This window comes from Amycolatopsis sp. CA-161197 (genome assembly GCF_050942255.1).
Classification (GTDB): domain Bacteria; phylum Actinomycetota; class Actinomycetes; order Mycobacteriales; family Pseudonocardiaceae; genus Amycolatopsis.
Genome location: NZ_CP192059.1, coordinates 10,263,536 through 10,282,385, shown reverse-complemented (window position 1 = coordinate 10,282,385; position 18,850 = coordinate 10,263,536). Strand labels below are relative to the sequence as shown.

Sequence of the window (18,850 nt, the reverse complement as noted above, 5' to 3'; positions counted from 1 at the left end):
CGTCAGCCCACGGGCCGTGGTGACTCCGGCGTACCGGGATTTCGGCCCATTGGACCGAACGGGTGAGTCCCGGCGTCACACCGGTACTTTCGAGTTCGAACCGATCTCGTCGCGTTCGGCCGCCGCTTCGGTGGTCCCGCACCCGTCCGGCACCTCGAGGTCGTACAGGCGCGCCGCGTTGAGGCCGAGGATCTTCTTCTTCACGTCCGTGGTGAGCTCGCCGTACTCGTCCTGGAAGTCCTCCGGCATCTCGAAGTCCACAAAGGACTCGATCAGCCACTTCGGGTGCTGGCGTCCGTAGTCGCTGGCGAAGATGATCCGGTTCTCGTCCATCCAGTAGAGCAGTTCGCCGACGATCTCGGCGAACTGGCGCGGCCGGGTGAGGATGGCGGGCAACGCGAGCGCGAGGCCGGCGTACACGTTCGGCTCCTGCGTGGCGATCCAGCAGAAGTCCTGCAGCCGTGCCAAGCCCACGTGCTCGACGATGAAGCGCAAGTCCGGGAAGGCCGCGGCGACCTCGTCGAGACCGGCGGCGTCGAAGGCCGCGGACGCGTCGGCGCCGTCCGGGCCGTCCGGGCCGCCCGAGCCGTCCGTGCCGTCGCGGTCGAACGGGCGGATCGAGGGGGCGGCGTGGAGGTGGACGTTGCGGATGCCGAACTCCTGGCACTTCTCCAGGAAGCGGTAGGAGCACGGGTCCGACAGCTGCCGGCCCGCCTGTTCGGTGGTGACGAGCTTGACGCCCTTGATGTTGCCGACCACCGGCTCGAGCCCGGCGACGGTGAACCGGCCGGGGTACCGCTCGGTCAGCGCGCTCCCGGGTGCCGCGCCGTCGGGGTCGGCGGGCTGGAAGATCGCGTGGTCCACGTACCCGGTCTCGAACAGGTCGTGGCTGATCGTTTCCTCGCTCTGGCGGCGAAATCCGTCTTCGGTCGGCTTCCAGAAGTGCACGTGACCGTCGACGATGAAGTAGCGCTCGCCGTCCTTTTCGTACATCGGTGCCGGCTCCCTTGCGGTACGAGGTACGTGCTGATGTGCAGCTTCCGATCGTCTTCCCCGGCGAGGGAGCGGGTCAACGGCAGTGATTCCACCTGTCGGAAAAACACCGCAGGGCCACCGCGAGCGAACCCGCGGTGGCCCTGGTACCGGTGAAACTCAGCCCTTGTTCTCGTAGACCGCCATGATCGTGGCGCGAGCCAGGGTGTGGCCGAACAGGTTGAAGCCGAGGAACGCGGGCGTGGCGTCGCCGTCGATCTCCAGGGAGTCGACGTCGAGCGCGTGCACCACGAAGTAGTAGCGGTGCGGGCCGTGCCCGGGCGGCGGGGCGGCGCCGAGGAACTGCTTCACGCCGCCGTCACCCTTCAGAGTGACAGCGCCCTCCGGCAGGCCCGAGCCGTTGGCGTCGCCGGCGTTGGCGGCCAGCTCGGTGACCGACGCGGGGACGTTGAACACGGCCCAGTGCCAGAAACCGCTCGCGGTCGGGGCGTCGGGGTCGTACATCGTGACCGCGAAGCTGCGCGTCTCCTCGGGGAAGCCCTCCCACGACAGCTGCGGCGACCGGTCTTCGCCACCGGCGCCGAAGATGCCGGACAGGTGCGGCGTCGCGAGCGTCTCGCCCTCGGCGATGTCCGTGCTGTGCAGCGTGAACGACGGCACGGACGGCAGGAAATCGTAGGGATTGGGCGATTGGGGCATCAATCCTCCTGAACACGTTGATCTTGGAAGTCCAGTCGACACCAGGCTATGACCCTGACCCGGACCCCGGCACCTCAGGGATGTTTCGGGGGGTTTACCGGATGTCGCGGCACCCGTGCCCCTCCTACCGTTTGCGGAAGACGGATGAGCAGTACTGAGGGGACGGACACCATGGCACGCCCGCTTCTGGCACTGGGTGGCGTAGTTCTGATCGGCGTGGGAGTGGCCATCGCGCTCGGCTGGGGGCTGGGCAGCACGGTGGAGCGCAGCGCGACGGTCTCGCAGCAGATCCGCGGCGTGAAGCTCGCCGCGAACTCCGGCGACATCCGGATCCGCACCGGCTCCGGCGCGATCTCCGTGCACCAGAAGCTGCACTACAACTTCCGCGGCGAGCCGGGCGACGCCTTCCGGGTGGAGGGCGACCAGCTCGTGCTCGGCGACTGCGGCCGCAACTGCACCGCCGACTTCGACGTCGTCGTGCCGGCCGGGGTACCGGTGACGGGCCAGTCCGACTCGGGCGAGGTGGACCTCACGGGCGTCGCGAGCGTCGACGTCACCGCCGACTCCGGCAGCGCGCACGTGACGAACGTCGCGGGCCTGGTGAACCTGCGCCTCGACAGCGGTTCGATCGACCTGCAGAACGTCGGGCCGGTGCAGCTGCACAGCGACTCCGGCCACGTGAAGGCCGACGGGGTGCGCGGGCCGGTCGACGTCTCCGCCGACTCCGGCAGCGTCGAGCTGGCCCTGGCCACGCCCAACGACGTGAAGGTGCACGCCGACTCCGGCAGCGTCGACGTGCGGGTGCCGGACGGGTCGTACAGGGTGATCGGTGACACCGACAGCGGGCACCGGAGCGTGGACATCCCCACGTCCAACGGCGCGGATCAGAAGACGCTCGACCTCAACACCTCCAGCGGCAGCGTCACCGTCAAGGCCGCCTGACACCTTCGGGGGAACAGCCACATGCGCAAGATCGAGAACCGGGTCCTGGCGGCCGTCCTGGCCGGGGCGGTGGGGGCGTTCGTCGTGACGGCGAGCCTGGGCCTGGCGGCCAAGCCCGACGCCACGACGCCGGTCCCCACGCCCGTCGCCGTGGTCCAGGTCACGGTGCCACCCGGCGACGTGCGCCTCGCGGAGCCGGTACTGGTGCGGGACGAGGGGTCCCACCGCGCTCTCCGGCCGCTCGCCGCGGCTCGTCCGGTCTGACGCCGGGCGTCCTCGGCTGCCGCCGACACCGCCGGTCGTGCGCTTCGGCGCCGGCCGGCAGCGGTTTGTCCGGGGACAAATACCTGGTGAGCGGCCTCACACCCCCTCGCGGCACGATCTGCCGGTGAGCCCGGGAACAAGAGCCACTACCCCTTCGTTAGCCTGATACGAAGGTTGAGTGCAGCTGACTCAAGTCTGGCTTGACGAAGCGCGCGAAGGCCCGATAGAACTTGCCAGGGGTCCGCTCAAGGCGGACCCGAAACATGCAGGTCACGAACATAGCAGTCGAGCTGCGAACACAGGAGGAAGCACCATGGCGCGAGCGGTCGGCATCGACCTCGGCACGACCAACTCGGTCGTAGCCGTCCTTGAGGGCGGCGAGCCGACGGTCATCGCCAACTCGGAAGGCTCCCGGACCACCCCGTCCATCGTCGCGTTCGCCAAGAACGGTGAAGTGCTCACCGGTCAGTCGGCGAAGAACCAGGCCGTCACGAACGTCGACCGCACCATCCGGTCCGTCAAGCGGCACATCGGTACCGACTGGAACACCGAGATCGACGGCAAGAACTACACGCCGCAGGAGATCAGCGCGCGCGTGCTGATGAAGCTGAAGCGCGACGCCGAGTCGTACCTGGGCGAGGAGATCACCGACGCGGTGATCACCGTCCCGGCGTACTTCGAGGACGCGCAGCGGCAGGCCACCAAGGAGGCCGGGCAGATCGCCGGCCTGAACGTGCTCCGCATCGTCAACGAGCCGACCGCCGCCGCGCTGGCGTACGGCCTGGACAAGGGCGAGAAGGAACAGACCATCCTGGTCTTCGACCTCGGTGGCGGTACGTTCGACGTGTCGCTGCTGGAGATCGGCGAGGGTGTCGTCGAGGTGCGGGCGACTTCCGGTGACAACCACCTCGGTGGTGACGACTGGGACGAGCGCATCGTCAAGTGGCTGGTCGACAAGTTCAAGGCCTCCAACGGCATCGACCTGACCAAGGACAAGATGGCCCTGCAGCGCATCCGCGAGGCGGCCGAGAAGGCGAAGATCGAGCTGTCCAGCTCCAACTCCGCCGGCATCAACCTGCCCTACATCACGGTCGACGCCGACAAGAACCCGCTGTTCCTGGACGAGACGCTGTCGCGCGCCGAGTTCCAGAAGATCACCGCGGACCTGCTCGAGCGCACCCGCAACCCGTTCAACAACGTGATCCGCGACGCCGGCATCGCCGTCGGCGACATCGACCACGTCGTGCTCGTGGGTGGTTCCACCCGCATGCCGGCCGTGTCGGACCTGGTCAAGGAGCTGACCGGCGGGCGCGAGCCGAACAAGGGCGTGAACCCGGACGAGGTCGTGGCCGTGGGTGCCGCGCTGCAGGCCGGTGTCCTGAAGGGTGAGGTCAAGGACGTCCTGCTGCTGGACGTGACCCCGCTTTCGCTGGGCATCGAGACCAAGGGTGGCGTGTTCACCAAGCTCATCGAGCGCAACACCACGATCCCGACCAAGCGTTCGGAGATCTTCTCCACGGCGGACGACAACCAGCCGTCGGTGCAGATCCAGGTGTTCCAGGGTGAGCGCGAGATCGCGGCGCACAACAAGAAGCTCGGCATGTTCGAGCTGACCGGTCTCCCGCCGGCCCCGCGTGGCGTGCCGCAGATCGAGGTCACCTTCGACATCGACGCCAACGGCATCGTGCACGTGACCGCGAAGGACCTGGGCACGAACAAGGAGCAGTCGATGACGATCACCGGTGGCTCCGCGCTGCCGAAGGACGACATCGACCGCATGGTCAAGGACGCCGAGGCCCACGCCGAGGAAGACAAGAAGCGCCGCGAGGAAGCGGAGACCCGCAACCAGGCGGAGACTCTCGTCTACCAGACCGAGAAGTTCGTCAAGGACAACGAGGACAAGCTCCCCGAGGACCTCAAGGGCAAGGTCAAGACCGCCATCGACGAGGCCAACGAGGCGCTGAAGGGCACCGACTCGGCCAAGATCCGCGAGTCCATCGAGAAGCTGAACACGGCTTCGCAGGAGCTGGGCACCGCGCTCTACGCCAACCAGGGTGCCGCCGGCGCCGACGGTGGCGCTCCGGGTGCCGACGCCGGTTCCGCCGGTGGGGCGCAGGACAAGGCCGATGACGTGGTCGACGCCGAGATCGTGGAAGAGGACGAGAAGAAGTGACCCCACGACACTCCGAAGCCGAGGGCCGGGGCCCCGAGGAACCGGTGGTCGTGCGTGACCGGCGGCGGGTCGACCCGCAGACCGGTGAGGTCCGTCCTCCTGCCCCGGAAGAAGTCCAGGTCGACGAGGCGCCCGCGCAGCACGCGGGCCCCTCGCTCGGCGACTCGGTGGACGACGCGGTCACGGTCGCGTCCGACGTCGAGAAGCAGCTGGCCGAGCGCACGGCCGACCTGCAGCGCCTGCAGGCGGAGTACGCCAACTACCGCAAGCGCGTGGACCGCGACCGCGAGTCTGTGGTGCTGGGCGCGAAGGCGTCGGTGGTCGGTGACCTGCTGCCCCTGCTCGACGACCTCGAGCGGGCCGAGCAGCACGGTGACCTCACCGGTGCGTTCAAGGCGGTCGGCGACAAGCTGGTGAGCGGCTTGCAACGAGCCGGTCTCGAGTCGTTCGGCGCGGAGGGCGAGCCCTTCGACCCGAGCGTGCACGAGGCCGTGCAGCACAACACCTCGCCGGACGTGGCGGGTCCGACGGTCACCGTGGTCATGCGCCGCGGTTACCGCTTCGGCGACCGGGTCCTGCGGGCGGCGCTGGTCGGGGTCACCGACCACGAGCCGGCCGCGGCACCGGTCGACCCGCCCGTCGGCGGCGAGCTGCCGCTGGACGGGTCGATCGATGAGCCGAACCAGCAGTAACAACCGTTTCGTAGCGAAAGGAGGAGGCACCCGATGAGTGCTCGGGAGTGGATGGGCAAGGACTTCTACAAAGAGCTGGGTGTCTCCTCCGACGCCACTGCGGACGAGATCAAGAAGGCCTACCGCAAGCTGGCCAAGGAGAACCACCCGGACGCCAACGCGGGCAACACCGCGGCCGAGAACAAGTTCAAGGCCGTGTCCGAGGCCTACGGCGTGCTGTCCGACGCGGCGAAGCGCAAGGAGTACGACGAGGCCCAGCGCCTCTTCGGCTCCGGCGGCTTCGGCGGCGGGTTCCCGGGCGGCGCCGGCGGCGCGGGCGGCTTCGACATGGGCGACATCTTCGGCCAGGCCGGCGCTGCCCAGCAGGGCGGCTTCGGTGGGCTCGGCGACATCCTGGGCGGCATCTTCGGCCGTCAGGGCCGGGCCGGCGGGGCCGCGTCGGCCAACCGGCCGCAGCGTGGCGCCGACGTCGAGACCGACGTGCGGATCGACTTCACCGAGGCGGTCAAGGGCGCGACCCTGCCGCTGCGGCTGTCGAGCCCCGCGACGTGTTCGACGTGTGGTGGCAACGGTGCGAAGCCGGGCACGTCGCCGCGCCAGTGTCCGACGTGTGGCGGTTCGGGTCTCGTCAGCCGCAGCCAGGGTGCGTTCGCGTTCTCCGAGCCGTGCCGCGACTGCCGCGGCCGCGGCCAGATCATCGACGACCCATGCCCCGAGTGCGGCGGCGAGGGCATCAGCACCCGCACCCGCACGCTGACCGTGCGCATCCCGCCGGGCGTCGACGACGACCAGCGGATCCGCCTGGCGGGCCAGGGCGAACCCGGCCGCGGTGGCGCGCAGGCCGGTGACCTGTACGTCCGCGTGCACGTGGCACCGCACAAGCTGTTCGGGCGCAAGGACCTCGACCTGACGCTGACCGTGCCGGTCGACTTCACCGAGCTCGCGCTGGGCACCACGATCACGGTGCCGACTCTCGAGGGCAAGGTGTCGCTGAAGGTGCCCGCGGGTACCGCGAGTGGCCGAGTGTTGCGCGTGCGCGGAAAGGGAATTCAGAAGCGGGACGGTTCGCAGGGTGACTTGCTCGTGACCCTGCAGGCTGCGGTCCCCGCCAAACTGGACGACAAGGCGCGCGAGGCCCTCGAGGCCTACGCGGAGGCGATGAAGGGCCACGACCCGCGGCCTGAGGTGACCGAGATGCTCGAAGGCAGGTGAGGGTGATGTTCGGCGGTATCCCGGGACTCCCGCACGGCGCGGACGAGGACACCCCCGTGTTCGTGATCTCCGTGGCAGCCCAGCTCTCGGGCCTCCACGCGCAAACCCTGCGCTCCTACGACCGCCAGGGCCTGGTCTCCCCGGGCCGGACCTCCGGCGGCGGCCGGAGGTACTCGATGCGCGACATCGCCCTGCTGCGCGAGGTCCAGCGCCTCTCGCAGGAGGACGGCGTCAACCTGGCGGGCGTGAAGCGGATCATCGAGCTGGAAAACCAGGTCGACGCCCTGCGCGCCCGGGTCCACGAGCTGACCGAGGAGCTGGCGTCCGCCTACGCCGCCGCCGAACAAGCCGCCGCGGCGGTGCACGCTTCGTACCGCAAGGACCTGGTGCCGACGCGGCAGCAGACGTCCTTGGTGGTGTGGAAGCCCAAGCGCCGCTGAGGTTTTCGTGGGACAGCCCCTTTGCCACCGGGTCGGTGGTGGAGGGGCTGTTTCGCGTTTGAGGTGCGGTGGTCCTCGCGCGCGGGTGCGTGTGCCGGTAGCGACCGGTCCGCTCGCGCGCGGTCCGTGACTGGTCCCTTCGCGCCCCGGTTAGTTCCGCGACCGGTCACTTCGCGCCACGGCACCTACGTGACTGGACCTTTCGCACCGCACGGCTCGGCACGAGCGGTCCGTTCGCGCGGCGGTGCAGGCGGTCCCGCCGCGTCCTGTCTGCGGCGCGAGTGGTCCCATCGCTACGGGTTGCGGACGCGAGGGGACCGGTGGCGCCGCCAAACGTGCGCGACTGGTCCCTTCGTGCCGTGCGCATGCGAGCTGGCCCTGCTGAAGAGCGCGACTGGACCGTTGGCGCTGCGCGTGTCTGCGTGAGGGGACCTTTCGTGCAGCAGCGCAGCAATGCAGCAATGCAGCAATGCAGCAGAGAACCGGCGAACCACCCAGACCGCGTCAGCCTTCCGAACCGTCCGACGGCTTCTTCAGGTACTCCCCGAAGAACGTCATCACCCGCTGCCACGCGTCGCGGTCCGAAGGTTCGTGGTAGCCGAACCCCACCACCTTCGCCAAGGCCTGCACCGGCGCCGGGCCCATTTTGTTCGCGAAGCTGTGCCCCGCGTCGGGGTATTCCTTCACGTCGTGGGGCACGTTGCGTTCCGTCAGGGCAGCCGAGAGCTTCGCCGCGGCGCCGCGCAGGGAGGGGTCGCGGCGGCCGAAGCTGGCGACCACGGGGCAGGCTTCGTCCAGGACGGACAAGTCGCGGGGCAGCTGGCCGTAGTACGGGGCCGAGACGTCGAACGAGCGCGAAGCCGCCACGAGCGCGAAGCCGCCGCCCATGCAGTAGCCGGCGATGCCGATCTTGCCGCTGCAGTCCTCACGCGCGGACAGCAGGACCCGCGAAGCCTCGATGTCGTCGAAGGCGCGGCCGCTGCGCGCGAACATGTCCTTGAACACCTGCCGCACGCAGCGGAACAGACCGCCGCGCGAGTAGAGGTCGGGGCTGAGCGCCAGGTACCCCTCGGAGGCGAACCGGTCGGTGATCTCGCGCGCGTCCTTGGACAGGCCGATGGCGTCGTGGATGATCACGCCGGCCGGGAAGGGGCCTGGACCAGCGGGGACTGCGAGGTAGCCGTCGATGTCGCCCGCCGGCGTGGGGATCGTGATCTCCATGGACCAGCACTCTAGTCCAAAGTGAACGGGTCATACCGGATTCGTTCGAGGTCCACTCCCGCGGCCAGCAGTTTCGCGATCGTGCCGCGGATCATGTCCGGCGAGCCCGCCACCAGCACCTCGTGGTCCTTCCAGGCGCCACGCTGCGTCACCGCGGTGGCCAGGGTGCCCCGGTCGCCGCCGGGGACCGCGCCTTCCTCCGTGACCGGGGTGACGGTGAGCCACGGCGACGTGACGGCCAGCCGGCGCAGCTCGTCGAGCGCGTACAGGTCACCCGGCTTGCGGCCGCCGAAGAACAGGTGCACGGGCGGGTTGCGCTTCCAGCGGGACAGGTCGTCGAGGATCGCCATCAGCGGAGCGACGCCGGTGCCGCCCGCGATCATCAGCAGCGGCCGTTGGTCGGCGGTCGGCACCACGGACAGCGCGCCCAGCGAAGGACCCAGCCGCCAGACGTCGCCGGCGTGGGTGTGGTTCACGATCGCCCGCGAGACCCAGCCGCCGGTGACCGCGCGCACGTGGAAGGTGAGCAGGCCGTCGTCGCGCGGCGCCGTCGCCATGGACAGGTACCGCCACAGCCGCGGCCGCTGCGGCACCTCGACGCTCACGTAGCCGCCGGAGCGGTACGGCAGCAGCTGCTCCGTGCGCACCCGCACCAACGCGACGTCGGCCGAGAGCTTCCGGTGCTCCAGCACCGTCCCGCTCCACCACGCCGGCCCCGTCTCCTCACCCGCGGCTTTGCGCATCGTCTCGGAGATCAACTGGTACGCCGACGTCCACGCCGTTTCCACCTCGGGCGTCCACGCTTTGCCGAGAAATCGTTTCATCGCGCTGATCAACGCGGTTCCGACGGCGTCGTAGTGGCGCGTCACCACGTCGAACTTCCGGTGGTCGCGGCCCAGTTGGCCGAGGAACGTGGTGAGTTCGTCGGGCCGGTCCACCATCTGCACCACGTACACGAGCGCCCGCAACAATCTGCTCCGTTGTGTGGCCATCGTCACCGGGAACAGATCGCGGGCATCCGGCGCGATCACGAACAGCGCTCCGTAGAAGTACTGCGCCAGCTCCTCGGCTTTCGGCTCGACCAGGGCGAAACTCTCGCGGATCACCCGCGCGGTCTCGGAACCGGGCAGCGGTCTGCGGACCACGGCGGGAGCAAGATCGATCTTCACGGATTCAGCACTCATCGGGAACGGTTTTCTCCAGTCATGCCAAGCAGTTTCAGTCTTCACGCGGCTATGCGTACGCGTGCCGCCCCCGAGGAATCCCGACTGTAGGCGCCACTGGAGAAAAACGGGTGTAGTTAACGCCGTTCCCGCTCGAACGGAGCAATTATCGACACGGCTGGTAAACCTGATCTGGCGCTCTGTGAGAATGATCTTCCGCGGTTTCCCTTGGCAGGGAACACTTTTCGTGGGCCGATAACCGCCCAGCGCGGATCAATCGATGGTGAACGGGTCGTACTGGATTTGGCCCAGCACACTTCCGGCGACCAGCATGCGGGAAACTGTCGCGCGGATCATCGAGGGAGAACCCGACACGAGGATGTCGTGGTCGGGCCAGGCCCCATACCGCGTAACCGCTTCCGCCAAGGTCCCCTGCTCGCAACCGGGCAGGTGGTCGCCGCGTTCGACGACCGGGGTCACGGTCAGCCACGGGTTCGTGGACGACAGCGCGCGCAGCTCCTCGAGGTCGTAGAGGTCCTCTCGTGCGGGCCCGCCGTAGAACAGCCGCGTCTTGGGGTTCTCGCCCCACATCGCCAGGTGGTCGAGGATCGAGCGCAGCGGCGCGACACCGGTTCCGCCGGCGACCATCACGACGCCGCGGGACCGTTCACGGTCCACGGCCATGCGCCCCAGCGGCGGACCGAGCCGCCAGACGTCGCCGGGCTGCGTGTGGCTCACGATCGCGCGCGAGACCCAGCCGCCGTCGACCGCGCGCACGTGGAACTCGATGCCCCCGTCCTCCCGCGGCGCGTTGGCCGGCGAGAGGTAGCGCCACAACCGCGGCCGCTGCGGCACCTCCACGCTCATGTACTGCCCCGGCAGGTACGGCACGGGCTGCTCGGGCAGGAGCCGCACCAGGGCCAAGTCCCACGTCAGCCGCCGGTGCTCCACCACCGTCGCGTGCCACGACGCCGGGTTCACGTCCGCGGCCGCCGCCTCCTGCATGGCGCGCGCGACGATCGTGAACGCCTCCGCCCAGGCGCGCTCGACCTCCGGGGTCCACTGCGGCCCCAGGTGGTTCTTCAGCGCGGCCAGCAGCGCCGTGCCCACGGCCTCGTAGTGCCGCGGGATCACGCCGAATTTGCGGTGGTCGCGCCCGAGCTGGCGCAGGAACGGCACGAGGTCGTCGGGCCGGTCCACCATCTGCACGATGTGCACCAGCGCGCGCACGAGCCGCCCGCGCTGCACCTCCATGTTGATGGGGAAGAAGTCGCGCGTGACCGGGGCGAGCGTGAACAGCATCCCGTAGAAGAACTGCGAGATCTCCGGGATGAAGGGCTCGGACATCGCCCAGGTGTCACGGATCAGCCGCACCATCGCGGCCACGGCGGCAGGCGTCTCGCGGGGCGCCGCCGAGCGGGGGATCGGGCTGATCGAATCGGCTGTCATCGAGTGTCGTTCGCAGGTCGGGGGCGGTTCGGGGACGCGGGCGGAGCGATCACGGGCGAGTGGCCGGGCCGTGGCAGCACTCCGGCTCGGGCCGGCCTCTGCGGTCGGCGCCGAGGGAATTCACCACTGTCCCACCTCGTTCCCCTCAATAGTCTTCAGGACGCTGTCGTCGCGTCCCCTGACTGCGGCTCGTCCGCAGAGTAGCCGCCCTGCGGCCCTTTGCCAGCAACGTTGCTCCGGTCGGGTTACCGGTCAGGTCGGCGAGCGTGGGGCAGGTCACCGGATAGATAGTTGCCCTACGCAACCATCAGGACATAAACTTGTATGGCACAACCAAGTGGGCGCTCGAACAGTGTCCGGCCCGGAAGGAAAGCCCATGAGCTCTGCCGACGACGTCAGGGTCGAACTGATGCGTGAGCTCAGGAACGCTTCGCAGCTGCAGCACCTGTGGATCATGCAGGCCTGGGAGGCCGAACCCGGCCTCCACCCCGCCGCCGGGATGCTGCTGTCGGACCTCGCGAAGCACGGTGAAGCCCGGCCCTCCGAGCTGGCCAAGCGCAAGCTCGTGGACCTCTCGGTGGTCAGCCGCCAGATCTCGCAGCTGCAGGCTGCCGGCCTGGTGGACCGTCGCCCCGCCCCGGAGGACGGGCGCGCGTCCCTGATCAGCATCTCCGAGAAGGGGCTGGCCGAGGTCGAGAAGTGGCGGGAACGCTACATCGCGTTCTTCGAGAAGGCCCTCGGTGGTTGGGACGAAGAGCGGATCGCCGACCTGACGACCCGGCTAGCAGAACTCAACAGCGGTCTCCGCACCGTGCTCGGGCCCCCCGAGTGCGCCGTGGACCAAGCGGAAGTCGGGAAGTGACCCAACGCAAGTGAGTACCGAAGTCACCGGCGAGCAGATGAGCCACCGGCAGATCATGAAGGCCTTCTCGGGCCTGTTGCTCGCCCTGCTGGTGGCGATCCTGTCGTCGACGATCGTGTCCAACGCGCTGCCGACGATCCTCGCCGACCTGCACGGTTCGCAGAGCCAGTACACGTGGGTGGTCACCGCGACGTTGCTGACGTCGACCGCGACCACGCCGATCTGGGGCAAGCTCTCCGACCTGTTCAGCAAGAAGCTGCTGTACCAGCTCGCCATCGTCATCTTCACGATCGGCTCGGCGCTGGGCGGCATCTCGCAGTCGATGCCGGAGCTGATCGCGTTCCGCGCGCTGCAGGGGGTGGGCCTCGGTGGCCTGCAGGCGCTGATTCAGGTCGTGATCGCCGCGATGATCGCCCCGCGCGAACGCGGCCGCTACTCGGGCTACACGGGCGCGGTCTTCGCTGTCGCCACGGCCGCCGGGCCGCTGATCGGCGGCCTGATCGTGGACTCGCCGCTGGGCTGGCGCTGGTGCTTCTGGGTCTGCGTGCCCATCGCCGTGATCGCGTTCGTGGTCCTCGGCCGCACGCTGCACCTGCCGGTGCTCAAGCGCAAGGTGCGCATCGACTGGCTGGGCGCCACCCTGCTCGTCGGTGGCGTGGCCCTGGTGCTGATCTGGGTTTCGCTCGCCGGCGCCACCTTCGCGTGGGCCTCGTGGACGAGCGTGGCGTACGTCGGTGGCGCGGTGGTGGCGCTGGCGCTGGCGGTGCTCGTGGAATCGCGCGCCGCTGAGCCGGTGGTGCCGCTGCGCCTGTTCCGCAACCGCACCTTCACGCTTTCGGTGCTCGGCTCGCTGGCGGTGGGCACCGCGCTGTTCGGTGGCTCGGTCTTCCTCGGGCAGTACTACCAGATCTCGCGCGGCTTCTCGCCCACGCACGCGGGCCTGATGACGCTGCCGCTCGTGCTCGGCCTGGCTGTCGCGTCGACGAGCGCCGGACAGGTCATCTCGCGCACGGGCCGTACGAAGCCGTTCATGATCACCGGCGGGATCTTGCTGCCGGCCGGGCTCTTCCTGCTCAGCACGGTGGATCACGCGACGAACCTGACGCTGATGGGCGTCTACCTCGGCCTGGTCGGCATCGGGCTCGGGTTTCTCCTGCAGAACCTGGTGCTGGTCGTGCAGAACACCGTGGCCATGAAGGACATGGGTTCCTCGTCCTCGGTGGTCACGTTCTTCCGCTCGCTCGGCGGCGCCGCGGGCGTTTCGGCGCTCGGCGCGGTGCTGTCCGCGAAGGTGGCCACGAACATCACGTCGTCGCTGACCCGCCTCGGCCTCCCGGCCGGCGACGCGGTGCACGGCGGTGGCGGCACGTTCGACATCGACGGCCTGCCCGCCGCGCTGCAGCCGATCGTCCGCGCGGCGTTCGGCGACGCGACCGGCACGGTGTTCCTGTTCGCCGGCTTCATCGCCGTGGTGACGCTGCTGGCGGTGGTTTTCATGAAGGAGGTCCCCTTGCGCCGGACTCTCGACGCCGACACCACTCCGGCCGTGGCGCCCGCGCCTGCGGCCGAGGTCGCGACGGCTCTGCGCGGCCGCGTCCTCGACGCCGACGGCCGCCCCGTCCCGGGTGTCGTGCTCACGCTCACGGACGCGTCGGGCCGCCAGGTCGACGTCGGCCGCAGCGCCCGCAACGGCGAGTTCGCCCTGGTGGCGGGCTCCACCGGGGAGCACGTGCTGCTCGCGACGGCGGGCTCGCTCCCGCCGGCCGTGTCCACAGTGCGCCTCACCGGCATACCGGCGTGGCACGACCTGCTCCTCGGCGGCACGGGCGGAGTGGCCGGCCGCGTCCGCACGGCCGGGCGCCACGCCGCGGTCGCCGGCGCGGCCCTGACGCTCACCGACAGCGCCGGCAAGGTCGTCGCCTCGGGCCTGAGCGGCAGCGCCGGCGCGTACGACCTCGACGGCGTGCCCGCGGGCGCGCACACGCTCACGGTCACCGCGTACGGCCACGCGCCGCACGCCGAGCCGCTCACGGTGAACCTCGGCACCCCGGCCCACCACGACGTGGTGCTGGAGGCCGAGCCGGACTTCGTGCGCCACAGCGGCACGCTCAATCTCGGCTGAACCTCGACCAGCGGAAACGCCTGAGCCCCGGCCCCCTACGCCGGGGCTCAGGCAGTTCCGGGGCCGCTCACGTGGTCTGCGAGCAGCTCAGCGTCACGGTCGCGGTGAAGATCGGGACGGGTCCGGCTGCGTCTGCTGCACGTTCTGGCCGGACACCGAGCAGTCGTTGTAGCCGTTGTACTGGTTCAAGGCCGCCTGGTTGCGCGCGTCGAGCGTCGCGCTCTGGACGGCGGCCGGCCCGTAGGTCGCGGTGGCCGTGCCGGTGAAGGTGTTCCACCGGAAGCCGGCTGGGTCGGCTGGATTGGCGGAGGCCGCGGGCGCCACGACGGCAAGAGCAGCGGCCGCGACGAACGTTCCGGCGATCGTCTTGCGAAGAGTTCCCATGCCCGGCAACGTAGATCCGCCGGCCCGGGACCCCTCCCGGTCAACCGGACGGACGTGGCCGGGCCGGCCCGCTCTACCGCCAGTGGCATTCGGCGGCTCGTGAAGTCTCCTTCCGGCCCTGACCTCGGGTCCTGTCCCGGCGGTAGCGTCCAGGTCGTGACGCGGAGCCGGGTCGCGTTGTTGTGCGCGCTGGGGATCGACAACTTCGGCTCCGGCCTGTTCCTGCCGCTGGCGCTGGTCTACGTGACGCGCGTGGTCGGCGTCCCGCTCGCGTTGGCGGGCACGGCCGTGACGCTCGGGACGCTGGCGGGACTGGTCGTGCCGCCGCTCGCGGGCCGGCTCGTGGACCGCACGGGGCCGCGCGCGGTGATCGTCGGCGCGCAGCTGCTGCAGGCGGCGGGCGCGGCGGCGTACCTGATGGCGGACGGCGTCGCCGCGGTCGTGGTGGCGGCGGTCCTGCTGGCGGCCGGACAGCAGCTGTTCTACAGCTCGCTGTACGCGCTGATCGCCGACGTCGCCGGCGACGTGCCGAAGGACCGGCCGTTCGCGGAGGTCGGCATGGTGCGGGCGGGCGGTTTCGGGCTCGGCGGGCTGACGTCGTCGGGGATCCTGCTGTGGATCGGCGACGACGGGTACAGCGTGGCGCTGGCGCTGGATGTCGCAACGTTCATGGTGGCGGCCGTGCTCATCGCGGGGGTTGTGCGGCCGCAGCGGAGAAGCACGGCGTACCCGAAGGCACGCAGCGGGGTGCTGCGCGACCGGCCGTACCTGGCGTTGATCCTGTTCAGCGGAATGTTCGGGCTGTCGCTGGACTTCTTCCTCATCGGCACGCCGGTGTTCGTGCTCGACCTGCTCCACGGCCCGCGCTGGCTGCCGGGCGCGATCCTGTTCCTGCTCACGGTGGTCACCAGCGTCGGCGGCACGCTCGCGTTGCGGCTCACGCGCCGGCTCAACCGGGTCGCGGCGATGCGGGGCGGCTCGGCGCTCTTCGCGGCTTGGTGCGTGGTCAGCCTGGGCGTGCTGGTCGTGCCGCGCAGCTGGCAGGTGGTATACCTGCTGGCCGCGACGCTCGTCTACGCCGCGGGCGACCTGGTCTTCGGGCCGCGCTCGGGCGCGCTCGCCGAGGCCGCCGCCCCGCCGGAAGCGAAGGGCCGGTACCTGGCCGCGTTCCAGTACGCGTTCACCGTCGCGCAGGTGCTGGCGCCGGCGGTGGTGGCGTTGTTCTCCGTGTCGGCGTGGTTACCCTGGGTGCTGGTCGGCGGCTGCGCTTGCCTCGCCGTGGCGGGCCTGGGCAGGCTGGGACCGAGGCTTCCGGCGGACGCGGTGACGCCGGTTCAGAGTTGAGCGGAACAGACTCAAGTTTTCTGACGTTGTACAAGTCGATGGTCCTTGGTCAGGGCTGTCACCTGGACTTTTCACAGAGCGCATGAGGTGAGGGATGGACGCTTTCAACCCGACCACGAAGACCCAGCAGGCGATCTCGTCGGCGGCACAGGCGGCCACGATGGCCGGCAACCCGCACGTTTCGGCCGCCCACCTGCTGGGCGCCCTGCTGGCGCAGGGTGAGGGACTGACCGCACCACTGCTGACCGCGGTCGGGGCCGACCCGGAGGTGGTGCACAAGGAGCTCGACCCGATCATCCACGCGTTGCCGTCCGCGACGGGCGCCACCGTGTCGACTCCGCAGTTCGACACGAACGCCGTGAAGTCGCTGACGCACGCGCAGAAGCTCGCCACCGAGCTCGGTGACGAGTACGTGTCGACCGAGCACCTGCTCGTCGGCCTCGCCACCGAGGGTGGCCAGGTCGCGGAGCTGCTGAAGCGCCACGGCGCGACGCCCGAGGCGTTGCAGGAGGCGTTCGCGAAGGTGCGGGGTTCGGCGCGCATCACGAGCGCCGACCCGGAGAGCACGTTCAAGGCGCTGGAGAAGTACGGCGTCGACCTGACCGAGCGCGCCCGCGCCGGTGAGCTCGACCCGGTCATCGGGCGCGACACGGAGATCCGCCGCGTCGTGCAGGTGCTTTCGCGGCGCACCAAGAACAACCCGGTGCTGATCGGTGAGCCGGGCGTCGGCAAGACAGCGATCGTCGAGGGCCTGGCCCAGCGCATCGTCGCCGGTGACGTGCCCGAATCGCTGCGCGGCAAGCGCGTGGTGGCCCTGGACCTGGGGTCCATGGTGGCCGGTGCGAAGTACCGCGGTGAGTTCGAGGAGCGGCTGAAGGCCGTGCTCAAGGAGATCACGGACTCGGCCGGCGAGGTCATCACCTTCATCGACGAGCTGCACACGATCGTCGGCGCCGGTGCCACCGGCGAGGGCGCGATGGACGCGGGCAACATGATCAAGCCGATGCTCGCGCGCGGTGAGCTGCGGATGGTCGGCGCGACCACGCTCGACGAGTACCGCCAGCACATCGAGAAGGACGCGGCTCTGGAGCGGCGCTTCCAGCAGGTGCTGGTGGGCGAGCCGTCGCCGGAGGACACGATCGCGATCCTGCGTGGGCTCAAGGAGCGCTACGAGGTGCACCACGGTGTCCGGATCACGGACGCCGCACTGGTGGCCGCCGCGACCCTGTCCGATCGCTACATCACCGCCCGGTTCCTGCCGGACAAGGCGATCGACCTCGTCGACGAGGCCGCCTCCAAGCTGCGCATGGAGATCGACTCGCGCCCCGTCGAGATCGACGAGGTGGAGCGCGCGGTGCGGCGCATGGAGATCGAGGAGATGGCACTGTCCAAGGAGGACGATGCCGCTTCGTTGGAGAGGTTGTCCGCGTTGCGGGCCGAGCTGGCCGAGAAGCGGGAGACGCTGACCGCGTTGACCGCTCGCTGGCAGAACGAGAAGGGTTCGATCGAGCGCGTCCGCGAGCTCAAGGAGCAGCTGGAGCAGCTGCGCGGCGAGTCGGAGCGCGCCGAGCGCGACGGTGACCTGGGCAAGGCCGCCGAGCTGCGCTACGGCCGGATCCCGGCGCTGGAGAAGGAGTTCGAGGCGGCCACGGCCGCGTCGGAGGTCAGCCAGCAGAACGTGATGCTGAAGGAAGAGGTCGGCGCGGACGACGTCGCCGACGTGGTCAGCGCGTGGACCGGCATTCCCGCCGGCCGGCTGCTCGAGGGCGAGACGGGCAAGCTGCTCCGCATGGAGGAGGAGCTCAGCCGCCGCGTGATCGGGCAGGAGCAGGCCGTGCAGGTGGTGTCGGACGCGGTCCGGCGCGCCCGCGCCGGTGTTGCCGACCCCGACCGTCCGACGGGTTCGTTCCTGTTCCTCGGCCCGACGGGTGTCGGCAAGACGGAGCTGGCGAAGGGCCTGGCCGAGTTCCTGTTCGACGACGAGCGCGCGATGCAGCGCATCGACATGAGCGAGTACTCCGAGAAGCACTCGGTGGCGCGGCTCGTGGGTGCCCCTCCGGGCTACGTCGGCTACGACCAGGGCGGCCAGCTCACCGAGGCCGTGCGGCGCCGCCCGTACACGGTGGTTCTGCTCGACGAGGTCGAAAAGGCGCACCCGGACGTGTTCGACGTGCTCCTGCAGGTCCTCGACGACGGCCGGCTGACCGACGGCCAGGGCCGGACGGTGGACTTCCGCAACACCATCCTCATCCTGACGTCGAACCTCGGCTCCCAGGCCATCGCCGACCCGTCGCTGGACGAGAACCAGCGTCGCGACGCGGTGCTGGAGACCGTGCAGCGGCAGTTCAAGCCGGAGTTCCTGAACCGGCTGGACGACATCGTGGTGTTCCACGCCCTCGGCACCGAGCAGCTGACGTCCATTGTGGACATCCAGGTCGCGCGGCTCGCGGCCCGGCTGGCCCAGCGGCGGCTGCACCTGGAGGTCACCGACGGGGCCCGCGAGTGGCTGGCCCTGAACGGCTTCGACCCGATCTACGGCGCCCGGCCGCTGCGCCGGCTGGTGCAGTCGGCGATCGGCGACCAGCTCGCGAAGAAGCTGCTGTCGGGTGACATCCGCGACGGCGACACCGTGCGGGTGGACATCCCGCAACTGGAGGCCGGAGACACGCTGACGGTCGAGCGGGTCTGACGGTTGCCGGGTTTGAACGGCCCTTCCACTTCGGTGGGAGGGCCGTTCTGCTGTGTTCGGGGCTTCGCCCGCGTGGCCCGCTGGTGCCACGAGACGGGTCGGCGGTGGGGCGCCGTGCTGCTGAAAAACAGGCAGACAAGGCGATTTGTCGACCTCGTTTCGACAGCTGCCTCGAAAGGGGCGCGCCGACACGGTGCGGGC

At 69.8% G+C, this 18,850-nt stretch carries 16 protein-coding genes; 10 read left to right on the top strand and 6 right to left on the bottom strand.

The features are described from left to right. Positions 1 to 75: 75 nt before the first annotated feature. Positions 76 to 993, bottom strand: a complete 918-nt coding sequence (locus ACQPXB_RS48720) for an amidohydrolase family protein (protein ID WP_432848868.1) — start codon at positions 991 to 993, stop codon at positions 76 to 78. A gap of 159 nt (positions 994 to 1,152) precedes the next feature. Continuing rightward, positions 1,153 to 1,692 carry a YbhB/YbcL family Raf kinase inhibitor-like protein gene (locus ACQPXB_RS48715; RefSeq protein WP_432848866.1) on the bottom strand — a complete coding sequence of 180 codons (540 nt, stop codon included), beginning with the start codon at positions 1,690 to 1,692 and terminating at the stop codon, positions 1,153 to 1,155. Between the two features lie 171 nt (positions 1,693 to 1,863). Between ACQPXB_RS48715 and ACQPXB_RS48710 the strand changes: the two genes are divergently transcribed. From ACQPXB_RS48710 to ACQPXB_RS48685, 6 genes are all read left to right on the top strand, one after another. Next, positions 1,864 to 2,634, top strand: a complete 771-nt coding sequence (locus tag ACQPXB_RS48710) for a DUF4097 family beta strand repeat-containing protein (protein WP_432848864.1) — start codon at positions 1,864 to 1,866, stop codon at positions 2,632 to 2,634. A gap of 21 nt (positions 2,635 to 2,655) precedes the next feature. Next, positions 2,656 to 2,898, top strand: coding sequence for a hypothetical protein (locus tag ACQPXB_RS48705; protein ID WP_366580188.1), 243 nt, complete (start codon positions 2,656 to 2,658; stop codon positions 2,896 to 2,898). 313 nt (positions 2,899 to 3,211) lie between these two features. After that, entirely contained in the window at positions 3,212 to 5,071 is a 1,860-nt protein-coding gene (dnaK, locus tag ACQPXB_RS48700) for a molecular chaperone DnaK (RefSeq protein ID WP_386944153.1), read from the top strand. Beyond that, positions 5,068 to 5,763, top strand: a complete 696-nt coding sequence (gene grpE / locus ACQPXB_RS48695; RefSeq protein ID WP_432848862.1) for a nucleotide exchange factor GrpE — start codon at positions 5,068 to 5,070, stop codon at positions 5,761 to 5,763. The genes dnaK and grpE overlap by 4 nt, the downstream gene beginning before the upstream one ends. Before the next feature lie 33 nt (positions 5,764 to 5,796). Beyond that, positions 5,797 to 6,975 carry a molecular chaperone DnaJ gene (dnaJ, locus tag ACQPXB_RS48690; protein ID WP_386944155.1) on the top strand — a complete coding sequence of 393 codons (1,179 nt, stop codon included), beginning with the start codon at positions 5,797 to 5,799 and terminating at the stop codon, positions 6,973 to 6,975. A 5-nt stretch (positions 6,976 to 6,980) separates the two neighbouring features. Continuing rightward, positions 6,981 to 7,415: a heat shock protein transcriptional repressor HspR gene (locus tag ACQPXB_RS48685; protein ID WP_366580196.1), complete on the top strand. Its 435-nt coding sequence runs from the start codon at positions 6,981 to 6,983 to the stop codon at positions 7,413 to 7,415. Between the two features lie 504 nt (positions 7,416 to 7,919). Here the strand turns inward: ACQPXB_RS48685 and ACQPXB_RS48680 are convergent. From ACQPXB_RS48680 to ACQPXB_RS48670, 3 genes are all read right to left on the bottom strand, one after another. Beyond that, entirely contained in the window at positions 7,920 to 8,636 is a 717-nt protein-coding gene (locus tag ACQPXB_RS48680; RefSeq protein ID WP_432848859.1) for a dienelactone hydrolase family protein, read from the bottom strand. Positions 8,637 to 8,647: 11 nt separating this feature from the next. After that, entirely contained in the window at positions 8,648 to 9,820 is a 1,173-nt protein-coding gene (locus ACQPXB_RS48675; RefSeq protein ID WP_366580200.1) for a globin domain-containing protein, read from the bottom strand. 252 nt (positions 9,821 to 10,072) lie between these two features. Next, on the bottom strand, positions 10,073 to 11,248 hold the full coding sequence (locus ACQPXB_RS48670) for a globin domain-containing protein (protein WP_366580202.1): 1,176 nt from the start codon (positions 11,246 to 11,248) through the stop codon (positions 10,073 to 10,075). A gap of 376 nt (positions 11,249 to 11,624) precedes the next feature. On the opposite strand from ACQPXB_RS48670, the gene ACQPXB_RS48665 reads away from it, so the two are divergent. After that, a complete protein-coding gene (locus ACQPXB_RS48665) occupies positions 11,625 to 12,110 on the top strand; it encodes a MarR family winged helix-turn-helix transcriptional regulator (RefSeq protein WP_366580204.1) in 486 nt (161 codons plus the stop codon). Positions 12,111 to 12,147: 37 nt separating this feature from the next. Next, a complete protein-coding gene (locus tag ACQPXB_RS48660; RefSeq protein WP_432857165.1) occupies positions 12,148 to 14,232 on the top strand; it encodes an MFS transporter in 2,085 nt (694 codons plus the stop codon). A 93-nt stretch (positions 14,233 to 14,325) separates the two neighbouring features. Here the strand turns inward: ACQPXB_RS48660 and ACQPXB_RS48655 are convergent, their stop codons facing one another. Continuing rightward, entirely contained in the window at positions 14,326 to 14,616 is a 291-nt protein-coding gene (locus ACQPXB_RS48655) for a hypothetical protein (protein ID WP_432848856.1), read from the bottom strand. Positions 14,617 to 14,772: 156 nt separating this feature from the next. Between ACQPXB_RS48655 and ACQPXB_RS48650 the strand changes: the two genes are divergently transcribed. Together ACQPXB_RS48650 and clpB are read left to right on the top strand one after the other, a co-directional pair. Next, positions 14,773 to 15,960 (top strand): MFS transporter, encoded by a 1,188-nt coding sequence (locus ACQPXB_RS48650; RefSeq protein WP_366580210.1) that lies wholly within the window; start codon positions 14,773 to 14,775, stop codon positions 15,958 to 15,960. Positions 15,961 to 16,054: 94 nt separating this feature from the next. Then, positions 16,055 to 18,649 (top strand): ATP-dependent chaperone ClpB, encoded by a 2,595-nt coding sequence (gene clpB, locus ACQPXB_RS48645; RefSeq protein WP_432848853.1) that lies wholly within the window; start codon positions 16,055 to 16,057, stop codon positions 18,647 to 18,649. Positions 18,650 to 18,850: the final 201 nt, after the last annotated feature.